The following is a 17,091-nucleotide window of genomic DNA, read 5'->3' as shown; positions in this document are numbered from 1 at the left end:
GAGTCTAATCTCGTTCGATGCTCGCGATGTTGAGCAGTTTGGCGTCCGCCTGAAGACCGCGTCGGGTCATCGCGTCGACGTTGATTTTTAATCCGATCGTTCCATCGTGGTCGGCAAAAAAGCGGATCGGGACGCCGCGTTGTGCCGCCACCACTGACTCACAGATCAACAGCGTGTTTTGTCGTTCGGTCCGCGCGATCGCTTCGGCCTCGTCCGCCGGGGCGGTTCCCGCATGCAGGAAGACCAGATGACAGGCTTGGATTTCGCGGACCGAATCAAACTCCCGGACGACGATTCGACGACCCCGGGCTTGCTTCTTCGCAGCGACTTGGTTCAGCAGACGGCTGTGCGGATCGCCGGTCAGGATCCCGATCACGGTGGGCGAAGATTCGTCGGCGTAAGCCGTCTCCGGCCAACGGACGTAGCGGAGGAAATTGTACAAGTAGGCGACTTTGACGTTCCGTTCCGAAGCCAGGCTGGTTTGTGCGTCGGCGGGTTGATCGACCAGAATGCCGGTCAGAATCAACAGCGTCATCACGACACCGGTTCGGCGGCGGGGAACGATGGTGCGTGCAGGATCAGGCTTCATCGGCGCCACTCCACGTACGCATGCACGCTACGCGGCACTTCGGTCGGCACGTCGCCGGTGAAGTAGTTGGGGCCGAATTCGGGGTGCCGTCGGTCAAACAGGTTGCGGCCGACGACCGAAGCGGTCAGGTTGCGGCCAACGTTCCAGGCAAATCGTGTGTCGACGGCGACATACGACGGCGTCGATTCGGCGGGCAGGTTGTCGACATAGCGGGTGATGACGTCCAGTTGCCGTCCGCGGCTGAGGTCGAAGGAGTGGGTCAGTGAAACCTGGTTGCGGGGCAACGCGCCGGACTTGCCTGCCGAGCCGGCCACCGATGGCGGCGGTTCGTCGAATTCAATCCGTTGAAACGCGTACCAGCCGCGCATGCTCCAACACGCGGTCAGCTGTGCGGTTGCCGAAATTTCGAACCCATAGCCGTCGGCAGCGGCCGCGTCGGAGATGTCGAGAAACGGAAGGGCTGCGGGAGGGAAGTTCAGCCGCAGCACCTGCAGTTTGTCATAGTCATGGAAATAGGCCGTCGCATCCCAGGCGAAGAACTCGTTGGTTTGCTGTCGGTAGCCCACCTCGTAAGACACCAAGTTCTCTGCACCCAGGTCGCCGACGCCGCGAAGTTCGAGCGGAAAATTTCCTAACGGCACCGGCTGATTGACAATCAACCGCCCGTCGGCTGACAGCCGCGAAGGCGTGCGGACGGCCCGCGAGACCGCGCACCACGCTGCCGCGGATTCATTGGGCAGCCAAAGCAACCGGGCGCTGGGCTGCAGTTCGAAATTGCTGTAGGTATTGTGCGAGAACTTTGAACCGAGCGTGAAGTACCAGGCGTCTTCCAATAACGTCATTTCGTCTTGAATGAACGCGCTGAACCGTTGGACCGTGCGTCGCTTGGGGTCCGCGGCGATGTACGGCAGCGGATCGTTGTTGGTCAATTTGTCAAAGATCGCTCGGTAGCCGGCTCCCCAAATGATCCGGTGATCACAGCGGTAGCGGAACCGGCTTTGGAAATCCAAGTCAAAGATGTTGGTTTGTTGACCGAATCCGTAGGCTTTGCGATCGAAGCGGTCGTAATACAGTTGCAGCGAGGATTCGTGGTCTGCCGAATGCGTCCTCGTCCAACGCGTCAGCAGGTTGCCCCCCGAAACCGGTTGGTCGAACTCGATGCGACCTGCCAGATCCTTGTCGGCCAGGCTGTCCGATTCGCCGTTGTAGTACTGGCCTTGAAAGGTGAGCTTGTCATCGGCAGGGGACTCCCAATCGGTCCGGAATCCCAAGCGGGCTTGGTTGGTTGCATCGTAGGGTGAGCCGCCGACCAGGTCCATTTCGTCCCGCTGAAACCATTTGCCCCAGACCCGGTAGTCGACGCCTCGCTCGGTGCGTCCCCCCAGGCGCCCGCCGACGAACCCCTGTTCCAGCGTGCCGGCACCTGCGATGGCGTAGCTGCCGTGGGTTTGCGAACTGGACTTGGTCAAGATATTGATCACTCCGTTGACCGCATTGGCGCCCCACACCGTCGCGCCGGGACCGCGAATGACTTCGATCCGCAAGACGTCTTCCAGCAGCACGTCTTGGACATCCCACAGCACGCCGGCGAACAGCGGGTTGTAAACCGTTCGGCCATCAATTTGCACCAACAACTTGTCGCTGAATCGGCCCGACTCGCCACGGCTACTGACGCTCCACTTGTTCCCATCGATCCGCGCCACCTGAAGCCCTGGTGCCAGCCGGAGCACTTCGGGGATCGATTGGTAGCCGCTGCGACGAATCATTTCGTCGGTGATCACGAACACGGCCGCCGGGGATCTGCCGATCGTGCTTTTCTGACGCGAGACCGAGGAAACTTCGACCTCCAGTGCAGGCGCGACCGAGGTCCGCCGCAGCGAACCGAGGTCCTGGTCCAACAGGGAATCCAACTCGCTGTCGAGCCCTTCGTCATCGGCTCCTTCGGCGGTGTCCTCGTCAAACGTGTCAGGGTGCTCGAGCCGCTGGCCGCTTGGCGGAGCTTGGTCAGCAGGCGCCAGTGATTCAGCGGTCTGGCCGACCGCGGGGCCGGCTGTCAGCAGGACCGCCGCGAGCATCGCCGCGACGAGGTGGATCCGGGCGGAGCGACGATCCAATGGCCGACGACTCAACGGACGATCGCCATCGAGAGGACGCCGTTTTGCGACGTCATCGCCGGACGCCCCGCCTTGAGATTCTGTCTTCACCATCCTGCCCCAGGATCGACTTTCGGTTCGTTGACGTGTTTATCCAGCACGCCGGTGTCGATGTGACCACCTTCTGGTGTTGTCGAATGTACGACGGGCCGATTTCACCGATTCGCAGATCTTTACGGGAAACCGCAGCGCCGGCTGGTAGCGTTGCGGTGACTTGTCGGGCGGAGAGTCGCCGAAAGCGGTACAACCTCTCAGGCAGTGAAAGAATGCGGACCAGGAGTGTCGGTTGTCCCTCAAATCGAACCAATTCAATCAGTTCTTTCCCGCGATCAAGGTCGTCCGGCTGATCACAAGCGAAGGTTGCAGACAACAGTGACACTCAACGAAGGGCGATCCAGAAACGATGGACGAAGCACACAGGGCCGACGCGATGAATGCGGGCGCGCGAGTCGCCGATGGTACCGAGAACCCGCGGATCATCATCATCGATGACAACACGGCGATCCATGATGATTTTCGCAAGATCCTGTGTGACGATTCGCAAGCCGACACGGAATTGGACTCACTCGAAGTGTCCTTGTTCGGTTCTTCGTCGCGACAAACGAAAGCCGCTCGCCGCTACGATCTGTCGTCCGCCTACCAGGGCGAAGAAGGGTACCGGATGGTGTGCCAGGCGATCGAGGAAGGGCGCCCCTTCAGTACCGCTTTTGTCGACATGCGGATGCCACCGGGCTGGGACGGTGTGGAGACGATCCGTCAGTTGTGGAAGGCCGATCCCGATCTGCAAGTTTTGATCTGCACCGCGTTCTCAGATTATTCCTGGTCTGAAATCGTCGAACAACTCGGCAACAGCGATCAACTGCTGATTCTGCGCAAGCCCTTCGATGCCGCCGAGGTGGCGCAGATCGCTGCGGCCATGACCAAAAAGCGAAAGCTGACCGAAGCCTCGCGCAACACCGTCGCGGATTTGGAAAAGACCGTTGCGGCCAAGACGAACGAGATTCGTCGTGAGATGCAACAACGTGAACTGGCGCAACAACAGCTGCTGGAAAAAGAAAAACAGTTGCGCGAATCCCAAAAACTGGAAGCGGTCGGAATGCTGGCCGGTGGGATCGCGCACGAGTTCAATAATCTGCTACAGATCATTCTGTCCTACACCCAGTTCGGGCTCGACGCGACGCGGCCGGGTGAGCCGCTGCACGAAGACATGAAGTGCATTTTCAAAGCCGGTGAGCGGGCGACCTCTTTGACACGTCAGTTGCTCGGGTTTAGCCGTCGCAAACCGCTCTGTTGCGTCGATCTTGATGTCAATGATGTTGTCGCCGAGTTGGTCGGACTGGCAAAGCCGCTGCTGGGATCACGCATCACGCTACGTCAAGAACTGCATCCCACCTCCGCGATGGTGCACGCCGATTCGGTCGAGCTGCAACAGGCACTACTGAATTGCTGTATCAATTCACGCGACGCCATGGATGGTACTGGTCAGCTCACGTTGTCGACTGAACTGGTGGAACTCAACGAAGCGTATTGCCGCCGTGACGACGTGCTGCGGCCCGGCCCGTTCGTCCGCATTTCGATCACCGACACCGGCAGCGGAATGCCGCCCGAGGTGGTGGAACGAGTGTTTGAGCCTTTCTTCACCACCAAAGAAGTCGGTTCTGGGACAGGCTTGGGGATGGCGATGGTGTACGGTTTGGTGAAACAGCATCAGGGCCATATCGAAGTCCAATCGGAAGTCGGCGTTGGCACGACGTTCCGTATCTATCTACCCGCCGTCAAGGCATGCGAGACGACGCAGCCGATCAGCCAGCCCGTGACCGATCGGGTACAAGACGCCGGTGGCAGCATCGGCACCATCTTGATCGCCGACGACGAAGAACTGTTGCGACAGGTCAGCAGCCGGATCTTGCAGCGTGCCGGATACAATGTCGTGCTGGCCTCCGATGGACAGGAAGCGGTGCAGCGGGTCAATGAATTGGCCGATCAGATTGATTTGGCCATTTTGGATGTGATGATGCCCAACATGACCGGGCGTGAAGCGTGCGGTCACATCGCCGAAAGCAACCCCGAGTTGCCGCTGCTGTTCTGTACCGGGCATGACCCCGAAGTCGCCCAAAATGGAGAAGTGCCGGCCGGCTACCCGGTGGTCCACAAACCGTTTACTGCTGAACATCTGTTGTCGTCGGTCCGCGAAATCCTCGATGATCAACGCGGCTTGCGGCAGGATCGCCGCAACGTCGATGTGGCTGGAACGTGGTGAACCGGCTGGTCAAAAAATGGATTGGTCAAGAAATGGGCTGGTCAAGAAATGGATGAGAGGAGGTCGTAAGGGGGGACGATCGTACGATCACCAAACCACGATTTCTTGAGGTGCAGTGTGGTGAGTTGTTGCGCGGTCAATTAGGATGTGTTTCCTACCGGATTCCGACCCCCGCCCCTTTCCCACCCCCACGATCAATCGAGCCGTGTTTCCACGGTTCGATTGGGATGCATCCCATGTCCACTTCGTCACGCGTCATTCGGGCCATCCGGTGCGGCACGCTGTTCGGTATTTTTTTCATCGCCGATGTGGCGCCGGCCCAACCGCCCGGCAAGTCCGATCAAGAAATCCTGCAGCCGGTGATGGCCTGCCGCGTCCGCACGGGCGAGTCGAAATCGGCGTATCAATTGTTGGGGACGGTGACACCCAGTCGAACCACGACGATCGGCTATTCGTTGCCCGGTCGATTGAAAACCTTACACGCCAAGCGTGGCGATCGGCTTGCCGCCGGCGACGCGGTGGCCGATTTGCAGACCGACGTGATCCAGATCGAGATAGCCGCGGCGAAAGCGGAATTGCGTTTGGTGGAACATCAATTGGCGGAGCTTCAAGCCGGATCACGCGACGAAGACATCGCCGAAGCTGAGGCGCGGATGGAGGCCGCAGGGGCGATCGCCCGGCGTTCGGCCAGCCAGCTCTCGCGGATGTCCAAACTGGTCCAGTCCAAAGCCGCCTCGGTGGAAGAACTCGATGTGGCGACCGCGGAAGCCGATTCCTCGCGACAGTTACTGCAAGCGGCGACCATCGCACATGCACGACTTGTCAGTGGTCCGCGTGTCGAGCAGGTCGCCCAGGCCCAGGCACGCGTGGATCTGCAGCGAGAACAAGTCCGTTTGCTCGAAGACCGCCTCAAGAAGCACACCCTGATCGCGCCCTTCGACGGTTATGTGACGGCCGAATACACCGAAGCGGGGGCTTGGATCACCGCGGGCGATCCGGTCGTCGACTTGATCGAATTGGATACCGTCAGGGTCGAGGTGGCGGTTCCGGCCGCTCAGGTGGTGTTCTTGCGTCCGGGCCAGACGATCCATGTCGAATTTGACGCTCGGCCGGGTGAACTGTTGTTGGGGCAGCTGGAACGGATCGTGCCCGCGGCCGACACCCGTTCGAGAACGTTTCCGGTGTTGGTGCGGATCAAAAACCGGATCGACGACGGCATCCCGATGTTGATGTCCGGGATGGTGGTGCGAATGGATTTGCCCATCGGGCCCGAAGCGAAACAGACGTTTGTGCCTACCGATGCGATCGTGTTGGATGGGGTACGGCAATCGGTGTTTGTCGTCGACGTCGGCCGCGCCTCATCGGCTGGCGGCCAATCACAGGCAGCGGTCGTCCGCAAAGTGCCGGTCAAACTCGGGGTCGCCCAGGGCGATTGGATTGCGATCACCGGCGAGGTGGACGCCGACGCGATCGTCGTGACGCGTGGCAACGAGCGTTTGGCGGCCGGGCAATCCGTGGAGGTCACCGTCGGAGACGGTTGAGTGACGTGTTTGAAATCCTGATTCGTAACCCCGTCAAAGTTTATGTCGGCGCCATCTTGGCGGCGCTGTTCGGGACATTGTCGTTGGGCTTGATCCCCAAACAATTGGTCCCCGAAGTTCAAAACCCGGTGCTGACCATCGAAACCCGTTGGCCCGGGGCCAGCCCCCAGGAAATCGAGCGCGAGATTGTGCTCGAGCAGGAAGAACAACTGCAAGGTGTCGAGGGCTTGGTCAAGCTGTCTTCCAATTGCAGCGTTTCTTCGGCGGAGGTCACGCTGGAGTTTGAGATCGGAACGAACATCGACGATGCCCTGGCGCGGGTCAACACGCGTTTGCAGCAGGTCCGTGAGTATCCGTTGGACGCCAGTGAGCCGGTCATCGAAGCGTCGGATCTGAGCGCCCAGCCGATCGCACGATTTGCGTTGACGCCGCGACCGCCGACCAGTCAGGCGATCGCCGAATTCCAGTCGGTCCATCCCCAGATCGCAGAGATTCTCGAACCGGCAAGGCGGGCAAGCAATTCAGCCCTGCGTGTGTTTCGTCTGCAAAATTGTTTGGACGAGCATCTCGCCACGCACCCGGAACTGGAAGCGTTGCGACCGCCCCCGGTCGATTTGGAAAAGCTCCGCAAGTTGTCGGAGGATTTTGTCGAGGCGAGATTGGAACGCGTGCCGGGGGTGTCGAACGCCGAGACCCGGGGCGGCCGCGAACAAGAGCTGCAGGTGATCGTCGATCCTGCCAAGTTGGCGACGCGGCAAATCACGATTCGACAAGTCCGCGAGGCGCTCAATCGTCAGAACAGTGACACGACTGCCGGTGACTTTTTTCAAGGCAAACGGACTTGGGTGATTCGGACACTGGGCCAGTTCCGCGACCCCGAGCAAGTCAAGCAACAATTGCTCGTCTCCGATGGCAACACACGCGTCTACGTCGGTGATGTCGCGGAAGTCAAACTGGGATACAAAGACCGCGAGAGCATCGCGCGGCGCTATGGAACCGAAAGCATCAGTCTGAGTGTCGGACGGGTGAGCGGCGCGAACGTGATGGAAGTGATGAAGGGGTTGCGGGTTGCCAATCGTGAACTGAATGAAGGGATTCTCAAACGCGAAGGGTTGGAACTGTTTCAGTACTACGACGAGACCGAATACATCGAATCGGCGATCGCGTTGGTGGTGCAAAACATGCTGATCGGCAGCGCTGCGACAATCATCATCTTGATGTTGTTTCTGCATTTCGGCCGCGCCACCGTGTTGGCCAGCGTGGCGATCGCGGCGACCGCCGTCGCGTCGGTGTATGTCTCGCCCTGGTTCTACGTCGGTACCGTCGTGCTGATTTTCGTGTTGGGTTATCGCATCGCGCGCGGTGCACTGGTTGCGGCGGTGGCGATTCCGATCAGCATCGCCGGCGCGTTTTTGTGCATGACGCTATTGGGGCGTTCGTTGAACGTGATCTCGCTGGCCGGGATGGCCTTTGCGGTCGGCATGTTGGTCGACAACGCGGTCGTGGTATTGGAAAACATCACCCGGCGAAAACAGCTCGGCGAAACCGCTTTTGTCGCAGCGTCACGGGGCGTCGGCGAAGTCGGCGGCGCGATCGTGGCATCGACGCTCACGACGATCGCCGTGTTTTTACCGGTGATTTTCGTGCAAGCCACGGCGGGGCAATTGTTTCGCGACATCGCCCTGGCGATCAGTTGTGGCATCGCATTTTCGATGCTCGTCTCGTTCACCGTGATTCCGACCGCAGCGTCGCGTTTGTTTGCCCGCCGGCGTTCTCGTCACGACGCGGTTGCCGAAACGTCTGACGGTCTGTCCGACGATCAACTGGGCGGCCGATCGGACGCCCAGTCGGACGGTTGGTTCGAACGGGCGACGCGCGGTGCCGCCTCGGCGCTGGTCGGTTCGGTCGTCGGTTTCAACTCCTGGGTGCTCCGTTCCCGATTGCGTTCGATCGCGGTCGTGTTGGTGATGACGGGACTCTCGGTCGGACTCAGCTATCTGTTGTGGCCGAAGGTCGAATACCTGCCGACGGGGAACCGCAACTTCGTGTTCGCACGGTTTTCGCTTCCGGCCGGTTACAACCTGGACGAACTGTCCGACATCGGCGCGATCGTCGAGCAGCGATTGCGGCCGGTTTGGGACGTCAACGAAGGCAGTGCGGCCACCGACGGCTCGGACGCTCCGGTTTTGGATTACTACTTTTGCTCGATCCGCGAGCGAAGTCTGTTCATGGGGTTTCGCGCCCGAGACCCCGAGCGGGCGTCGGAGTTGGTTCCGTTGATTCGCCAGGCCGGCGCCGGGTTGCCGGGGATCCGCGTGATGGCGTCCCAATCCAGCTTGTTCGGTCGGGGCATGTCGGGCGGACGGGCAATCGACATCGAGATCTCCGGTCCCGATCTGGAACGGTTGGTCGTCATCGCCGGTCGCGTGCTTGACGACGTGGAACGGTTGATGCCCGAGGGCCAAGCGTCGGCCCAGCCGAGTCTGGAGCTGTCCAGTCCGGAAATTCATCTCAAACCCAAGTTGTTGGCGGCATCCGAGATGGGGATCGACACGACCGACCTCGGTTACGTCGCCGATGCCATGGTTGATGGGGCCTATGCCGGCGACTATTACGTCGGTGGTGACAAGATCGACATGACGATCAAGGGACCGACCGGTCGCAATGCGGACCCGCAGGCGTTGATGTCGCTGCCGTTGGCGACTGGTGACGGAGAAGTCGTTCCCTTGATGGCGGTCGCGGAGATGCAATACGGCAGCGGGCCGGAACAAATCCAACGCCGTGAACGATTGCGTTCGATCACCGTCGAAGTCAGCCCGCCGGACGACATGCCGCTGGAAGCGGCCATGGAACTGGTCAATGGCCAAATCATCGCGCCGTTGGTCGACGAGGGGACGATCGGCAATGAGTACTTTGTGGCTTTGTCGGGTACCGCGGATAAGTTGCGGCAAGCCTGGGACGCGCTCCGTTTCAATATTCTGATGGCGGTGCTGATCACGTATCTGTTGATGGCCGCGCTGTTCGAGTCTTGGCTCTATCCCTTTGTGGTCATCTTCAGTGTGCCGCTGGGTGCGGTCGGCGGCATCGTCGGACTATGGGTATTGAACCTGTTTGTCCCCCAGTCGTTGGACGTGCTGACGATGCTCGGGTTCATTATCTTGATCGGCACGGTGGTCAACAACGCAATTTTGATCGTGCACCAATCATTGGTTCACATGCGCGAAGAACATCTCGCGCCGATCCAAGCGGTTCCGATGAGTGTCCGCACACGGATTCGTCCGATCTGTATCACCACGCTGACGACCGTGTTGGGGTTGTTGCCGTTGGTGGTGTTTCCGGGTGCGGGCAGCGAGTTGTATCGTGGGCTGGGCGTCGTCTTTTTGGGCGGAATGATTGTTTCGACCTGCTTCACGCTGGTGCTCGTTCCGGTCGTCTTTGTCCTGTTCATGGATCTTAGGACATCGCTCAAGTTGGCACCCGAGTCGATGCACCAGTACGAGGATGTCGAATCGCCGGCGTTGCAACCGGCAGGGGCGTGAGAGTGGATGGGGCTGCTGTGAAGCAGTTCGTTTGTTTGTTTTGCGAGGTTGCAGCGAGTGGGAATCGCCTAAAGGCTAGACACCAACATGCGCTGGTGTGCAGGCTTTCGCCGCCCGGTTTCCCTGCTTCGCAGCGAGTGGGAATCGCCTAAAGGCTAGACACCAACGTGCGCTGGTGTGCAGGCTTCAGCCGCTCGGTCTCGCTGCTCCGCAGCGACCGGGAATCGCCTGAAGGCTAGACACCAACGTGCGCTGGTGTGCAGGCTTCAGCCGCTCGGTCTCGCTGCTCCGCAGCGACCGGGAATCGCCTGAAGGCTAGACACCAACGTGCGCTGGTGTGCAGGCTTCAGCCGCTCGGTCTCGCTGCTCCGCAGCGACCGGGAATCGCCTGAAGGCTAGACACCAACGTGCGCTGATGTGCAGGCTTTAGCCGCATCGTCTCGCTGCTTCGCAGCGAGTGGAATCGCCTGAAGGCTAGACACCAACGTGCGCTGGTGTGCAGGCTTCAGCCGCCCGGTTTCCCTGCTTCGCAGCGAGTGGGAATCGCCTAAAGGCTAGACACCAACGTGCGCTGGTGTGCAGGCTTCAGCCGCTCGGTTCGCTGCTTCGCAGCGAGTGGAAATCGCCTAAAGGCTAGACACCAACGTGCGCTGGTGAGCAGGCTTCAGCCGCTCGGTTCGCTGCTCCGCAGCGAGTGGGAATCGCCTAAAGGCTAGACACCAACGTGCGCTGGTGTGCGGGCTTCAGCCGCCCGGTTTCGCTGCTTCGCAGCGAGTGGGAATCGCCTGAAGGCTAGACACCAACGTGCGCTGGTGTGCAGGCTTTCGCTCACTTCCGTTGCTTCCCACCGCCGGCGGCGTAACGTTTGTTCTGCGCTTCGACTTCGGCCAGCGTGTGGGGTTCCAGTCCACAGGCCCAGTGGATCCCCGCCGAGAGAAACGCTTCGAACTCGGCTTGCTCGAAATCCTGGACGTGTCCCAGCGAGGTGTAGAACGAGCGTCCGCCGTCGTTGCGGATGAAGGTCCATGCGACCGGCTGGGCCGTTTCACCTTCGACCAGGCCTTCCAGTAAGACTCGAGCGCCTTTCGCCAGCGGCGCCGTTTTGTAGAGCGATCCGCCGGGCTGAATGTTCATCGCGCCGGTGCTCGAAACGATCGGATCATGGATCGCATCGGTGGGCCGGCGGAGCGTGGTTTTCAGTGAGTTTCCGAAGTGGCCGGTGTAGTTGCCGCCGAACACATCGGCATCGAAGCTGTCCCAAACGCCTTTGCCGTCCGGTGCGGGTTGGTCCCGTAGCGAAAAGGCGTGGCTGGCGGTGCGGATGCCGATCACGGGTTTGCCTTGCCGGACAAACTCGCGGATCAAATCAAGATCGCGCTTCGGCAGAGCACGCCGACGGACACTCACTAGCAACGCATCGGCGTCGGCCAATTGCTCGATCCCTACGATCTCGTGACGTTCGGTGTCACTGCCCCAGGCAAACTGGACGCTGAAATGTGTCGACAGATGTTTTGCCGCGAACGCCGGAAGCGTTTCGTTGGTCTGGTACTCGTTTTCGGCGACCAGCATCAACAGATTGATGCGGTGATCGCCGGCGAAGCGAAACGCCTGGTCGCCGAGAACTTGATCGCTTGAAATCGTCGGGCACACGTAGCGTTCGACGTGTGCAACGATCAAATCGGTGCCGGTGAAGTGGCTGGCATAGGGCCAGGCTCGGTCGTCGTACATGGTGTCGGTCAGGTCGCGCGCCAACACGACGTTCTTGCCCGCCGAGGCGAGCCGGCGCAATCCGAAGGGGCGTCCCAGCACACACATGTTGGTGTGCACGCCGACCAAGATGACGTTGTCGATTCCCCGACTGGTCAAGATGCTCCAGATCTCCGTGCCGCTATCGCTGATGAAGTCACGCTGGTCATCGATGCCGATCACGTCGACTTGGCGTTGCCACGGCGCGCGCGGGTTGCGTCCGATGGCAGCCAGTCGTTCGGCCCATTGACGGTGGTCGTCGGCATCGTCGTCTTCACCGCCCTCGGATTGGTCAATCGGATACGCAGCGGCCTCTTCACTAGGGATTTGATCACACCAGCTGGCGATGTCAGCGGGCATTGCGGCGGCCGCCGGGATCGCCGTGACCCGGGCGCGCGCCGGGTGGTTTTGATAGGCCGGCATGCAACTGCTGGGGGCGTGAATGATCGTCACGCCTTGTTCTCGCAACGTGTCGCAAAAACGATCGATTCGGGGGGCAAGCTGCGCCACACGTCGGACCGCGTTGACGCAGTGATGGGAATCCCACATGTCGCAAACGATCACGGCCGTGCGGTCCGGATCCCATTGTTCGTCGCGGGTCAAACGATGGAATCGAGGTGACCCTTCGGCGGTGGGCGGTTGGTAGCGCAGTTGCAAATTCAACGACTGGGCGGACGCGGGCGGCAAAGCGGACATCATCAGGGAGAATCCAAACGTCAGAACGATCGATGGGAACAGAGCTAGCGGATTCATGACGGGGGAGGGGAATTGGGGGCCGGGGCGGGGTTTCCGATCAGTGTAACCGGTTTGCGGCTAATACGACTACAATGTGCGGTTGCGGGGGCTACTCCTATCGAACGTTCTGCAGATCAATCTCTTATGCCGCATGCGCATGGCGACCCGCCGAAGCAATCCTTGATTGAACTCGACCTTGGTGAATTACTACCGGCGTCCCGAGACGACAATGGGGATGAAGGAGCAGTTGGTCAGACACGTTCCATTTCGATCGAATCGCTCGATCGGCAATCTGTGCCCCGTGTTTCGGAGCGTTATCAGATTTCAGAATTGCTGGGTGAGGGTGGCTATGGACGTGTTTTTAAAGCCTACGACGAGCAACTCCAACGCCACGTTGCCATCAAGATTCCGCACCGGCATCGAATCACGTCACCGGCTCAGTTGGATCGCTATCTAGAAGAGGCTCGCACGCTCGCCAAACTGGAGCACCCCGCCATCGTTGGCATCTATGATGTCCTGCGAAGCAGCGACGATCTGCCCTGTATCGTTTCGGCCTACATCGACGGTTCCAATTTGGCCGATCGCATTCGCGCCCAACCCTTGACGCTTCGCGATGCGCTGGAGGTGCTTGCGGAGATCGCCAAGGCGCTCAGTTACGTCCACTCGCAGGGGATTGTGCATCGCGACATCAAGCCCGGTAACATCCTACTCTCTCAGGCGGAGAAACCGTTCTTGGCCGATTTCGGGCTGGCCCTTCGCGATGAATCGGCTTTGTCATCCCGAGGACGCGTCGGGACGCCGGCCTACATGAGTCCCGAGCAAGCACGTGGGGAAAGCCATCTGGTGGATGGACGCAGTGATATCTTCTCTCTCGGCGTGATCTTGTATCAGATGTTGACCGGGCATCGACCGTTCGCTGGAAGCGACCATGATTCGATCGTCGAAAGTTTGCTGCGAAAGGAACCCCGACCGCCCAGGCAGTTGATCAGTTCAATCCCGCGTGACTTGGAACGGATCTGCATGAAGGCGCTCGCCAAGCGGGCGTCAGATCGATACGGAACCGCGTCAGATTTTGTCGACGACATCGAGTTTTTCTTGTCATCGTGTCAGGATCGATCGGTCGAAGTCGATTCGCGAGAGAGTGCCGATTCGGCGGTCACATCGCGGGGCGCCCCGGGCATCGTTCCGCGTGGGCTTCGTTCGTATGGACGTCACGACGCAGACTTTTTTCATCGGCTGATCCCCGGGCCGCGAGACCGCGATTGGGTGCCCGAAAGCTTACGGTTTTGGCAGCGCCGAATCGTTCCCAGCGACGACGGCGAATGGCCGCGCGTGGGCGTGTTGTATGGACCCTCGGGGTGTGGAAAGTCATCGTTTGTCAAAGCGGGGTTGTTGCCGCTGCTGGGAGATTCGGTCACCACGGTGTTCGTCGAAGCGACACGCGATGAAACCGAGATGCGATTGCTGCGCGGCATTCGGAAACGCCATCCCGATCTTGAATTGAACGCGACGTTGACCGAGGCCCTCGCGACGTTGCGGCACGGTGGCGAGTCGCCCCGCGGATCGAAGTTGCTACTGGTGATCGATCAATTTGAACAATGGCTGCACGGTCGCGGTGACGAACAGTCATCGGAACTGGCCGCCGCGCTGCGCCAATGCGATGGTCAATCCGTTCAGTGTTTACTGCTGGTGCGTGATGATTTCTGGTTGGCACTGTCGCGGTTCATGGCCGCGTTGGAAGTGCCTGTTCGGCAGAACCACAACGCATCGTTGGTGGATCTATTCAGCCCCGCACATGCCCGCCGAGTCCTGGCGGAATTCGGCGTCGCGTACGACCGAATCCCCGCCGAGGTCTCCGCCCGATCGATTCCGCAGAACCGCTTTTTAGATCGATCGATCGAAGGGCTCACCCGGGGCGGAAAGGTGTTTCCGGTACGACTGGCGTTGTTCGTCGAAATGGTGAAAACTCAGCCCTGGGACGAACAAACGATCGATCGAATGGGCGGCATCGAAGGGATTGGGTTGCAGTTCTTGGAGGAATCCTTCAGCAGCGATTTGGCACCCGCGGCACAACGCACTCATGAACCCGCGGTGCGAAAGGTGTTGAGATTGTTGTTGCCCGAGCCGAACGTCGACATCAAAGGAAAAATGCAGTCCGAGACGGTGTTGTTGGAGGCATCCGGCTACCAAGGGCAACCGGCCTTGTTCAAGGAAATGATTCGAATCTTGGACAAGGAACTGCGTCTGATCACACCCACCGACCCGGCGGGGTCAACCAGTGGTGACGAAAGCATCAGCCAGTCCAGCGATGGTGTCGCCTTTTATCAATTGACGCATGATTACTTGGTCCCGGCGGTCGAACGATGGATCACGCGGCGACAACATCAAACGCGGCGGGGACGCGCCGAACTTCGGTTGGCCGAATATGCTTCGATGTGGTCTGTCAAACCGGCCCCGAAATTTGCGCCCTCGTGGATCGACTGGGTTTCGATCCGGATCTTGTCGTCACCGGATCGTTGGAACGCGACTGAAAAACGGATGATGCGGTCCGCGACACGCAACCATCTGCTGCGAAGCACGCTGATTTTGGCGGTGGTGATGATCGTCACCACCGTCGGCTGGGGCGTCTGGAGACGGTCCAGTGCCCAGGCGACCGTGCTGCAACTCCAGACCGTCCGCACGGCCGAACTCAGTGAAGTGCTGGATCAGATTCGCGACCACGGTGACTTCGCATCCGCCGCGCTGCGGAGGTCATTGTCCGATACGAAGCCCAATCGTCGCGAACGGATCCTCAATCAACTCGGCCTGTTGCAGACCGATCGGTCACAACGCGCCGAACTGATCGATCAGTTGCTGCGTCTTGATCTGCCGCTTTTGATGGTCTCGCTGGAACAACTCGGTCCACTTTCGACGGAGGAATTGCAACCAGCAATCATCAATGTCCGTGATGCAGAGCGACCGTCCGATCAACGGCTTCGCGCGGCAATCATGATCGCAAACCAGTCTGCGGATCAGGGCCACGAAACAGTGCGTCTGTCGGATGAGGAATCTGAAGCGATCGTCGCGGAACTGCTGCGACACGCATCCATCACACCACAGGACAACCTCTACCTGATTGACGGCCTGTCGCCGATTCGTGAATCGATCGTTCCTGCGCTTTTGGATCGCGCCCTGCAACCGGTCGACTCGCCGATTCGATCGCTGTCCACGGCGTTTGTGATTCAGTTCCTACGCGATCGACCAACTGAACTGCTCGATTTCTTTCTCGACGCGTCCTTTGAGCAGCACTCGACGATCCTTGCGACCTTGGCAGACCAGTTGCCACAGACCGCGGATCAAATCCGAAGAACCGTGTTCACGGACCTGGACCCAGATCTTCCAGAACCCGATTACGATCATTTGGCACGACGTCGCGGTGTGGCAGCCGCACTGTTGCACCGTCTGGGCCAGTCCGAATCGACGTGGCCCCTGTTGCGGCAGACAACGTGGCCGCACACGCGGGGTTACATGATCAACCGGATCGGGCCACTTGGTGGAGAGTTTGAACGTTTGCTGAGCCGATTTTCACGCGACCCAGATCCTACCGTCCGCCGCGCCTTGTTGCTCGCGATGGGAGGCTTTCCGTGGCGGGACGTCTCCCCGCCGACACGGTCACAGGCAATGATGGTCGCAAAGGATTCGTTCATCAACGACCCCGATGTGGGGATTCATTCGGCAGCCCAATGGTTATTGATGCGGTGGGGCCAAACGGATTGGTTGCGCGCCGAAATCCTGCGCCAATCGGCATTGTCTGTCGATTCGCGCAAGAATTGGTTCGTCAACGCCGCGGGCCAAACGATGGCCATTCTCGACGCACGGGATGACCCCAACATCGGTCGGGTGTTTGCGATTTCCACGGGAGAGGTGACGGTCGGACAATTTAAGCAATTCGATCCCGAACACACGTATTACGAATACCGGTCGCCAACCGATGATTGTCCCGTCGGACTGACCGATTGGTTCGATTGCGTGTCGTATTGTCGCTGGTTGAGTGATCGGCTCGGCGCAAATCCGGAGAACTGTTATCCGGCCGAGCTTTCCGAAGACAACCCGGAAGTGGCCTGCGACGTCGTGCTGGAAAGTGGTTCCTATCGATTGCCGACTTGCTATGAATGGCGATTCGCGTGTGCGGCACTGACCACTTCACGTTGCTATTTCGGCTCCTCTGATTCGCTCGCCGACGACTACTATTGGTACTACGAGACTTCACTGACCGAGGATGGGGAGAACCGGTACCATCCGGCCGGAACGAAAATGCCGAACGATTTTGGCATGTTTGCGATGTACGACGGCGTGCGTGAGTGGTGCCATAATCTGAAAGATCACCGCCGCTATGTGATGGGGCAATCCAGCAGCAACAACAAAGACAGGGCGTCCACGCAGCTGGACGTGCCGGTGAACAAGTTGCCCGCCGATCTGCCGCTGTCAATCAACGGCTTTTACGGTTTACGCGTTGCCAAGACAATCACGCGGTGAGAGTGATTCGCAA

The 17,091-nt window shown here is 59.7% G+C and carries 7 protein-coding genes; 4 read left to right on the top strand and 3 right to left on the bottom strand.

The window, feature by feature from the left end:
• Positions 1-4: 4 nt before the first annotated feature.
• Both TBK1r_RS35835 and TBK1r_RS35830 read right to left on the bottom strand, forming a co-directional pair.
• Positions 5-589, bottom strand: coding sequence for a YfiR family protein (locus TBK1r_RS35835; RefSeq protein ID WP_145220801.1), 585 nt, complete (start codon positions 587-589; stop codon positions 5-7).
• Positions 586-2,796: a TonB-dependent receptor plug domain-containing protein gene (locus TBK1r_RS35830; RefSeq protein ID WP_145220799.1), complete on the bottom strand. Its 2,211-nt coding sequence runs from the start codon at positions 2,794-2,796 to the stop codon at positions 586-588. The genes TBK1r_RS35835 and TBK1r_RS35830 overlap by 4 nt, the downstream gene beginning before the upstream one ends.
• A 349-nt stretch (positions 2,797-3,145) precedes the next feature.
• On the opposite strand from TBK1r_RS35830, the gene TBK1r_RS35825 reads away from it, so the two are divergent.
• From TBK1r_RS35825 to TBK1r_RS35815, 3 genes are all read left to right on the top strand, one after another.
• Positions 3,146-5,002: a response regulator gene (locus tag TBK1r_RS35825; RefSeq protein WP_145220797.1), complete on the top strand. Its 1,857-nt coding sequence runs from the start codon at positions 3,146-3,148 to the stop codon at positions 5,000-5,002.
• Positions 5,003-5,238: 236 nt separating this feature from the next.
• Positions 5,239-6,543, top strand: coding sequence for an efflux RND transporter periplasmic adaptor subunit (locus TBK1r_RS35820; RefSeq protein ID WP_419580720.1), 1,305 nt, complete (start codon positions 5,239-5,241; stop codon positions 6,541-6,543).
• 5 nt (positions 6,544-6,548) lie between these two features.
• Entirely contained in the window at positions 6,549-10,082 is a 3,534-nt protein-coding gene (locus TBK1r_RS35815) for an efflux RND transporter permease subunit (RefSeq protein WP_419581617.1), read from the top strand.
• A gap of 828 nt (positions 10,083-10,910) precedes the next feature.
• Here the strand turns inward: TBK1r_RS35815 and TBK1r_RS35810 are convergent.
• Positions 10,911-12,581 carry an isochorismatase family protein gene (locus TBK1r_RS35810; RefSeq protein ID WP_145220791.1) on the bottom strand — a complete coding sequence of 557 codons (1,671 nt, stop codon included), beginning with the start codon at positions 12,579-12,581 and terminating at the stop codon, positions 10,911-10,913.
• Positions 12,582-12,707: 126 nt separating this feature from the next.
• Here TBK1r_RS35810 and TBK1r_RS35805 point away from each other — a divergent pair, with 126 nt between their 5' ends.
• The gene (locus TBK1r_RS35805; RefSeq protein ID WP_145220789.1) at positions 12,708-17,078 is read left to right on the top strand and encodes a bifunctional serine/threonine-protein kinase/formylglycine-generating enzyme family protein; all 4,371 of its coding nucleotides are present in this window, start codon (positions 12,708-12,710) and stop codon (positions 17,076-17,078) included.
• The last annotated feature ends 13 nt before the right edge of the window (positions 17,079-17,091 follow it).

This window comes from Stieleria magnilauensis (assembly GCA_007753675.1).
In the GTDB taxonomy this organism is placed as follows: Bacteria; Planctomycetota; Planctomycetia; order Pirellulales; family Pirellulaceae; genus Stieleria; species Stieleria magnilauensis.
Note: the sequence above shows the minus strand (reverse complement) of the source record. Positions and strands in the feature narration are given on the sequence as shown.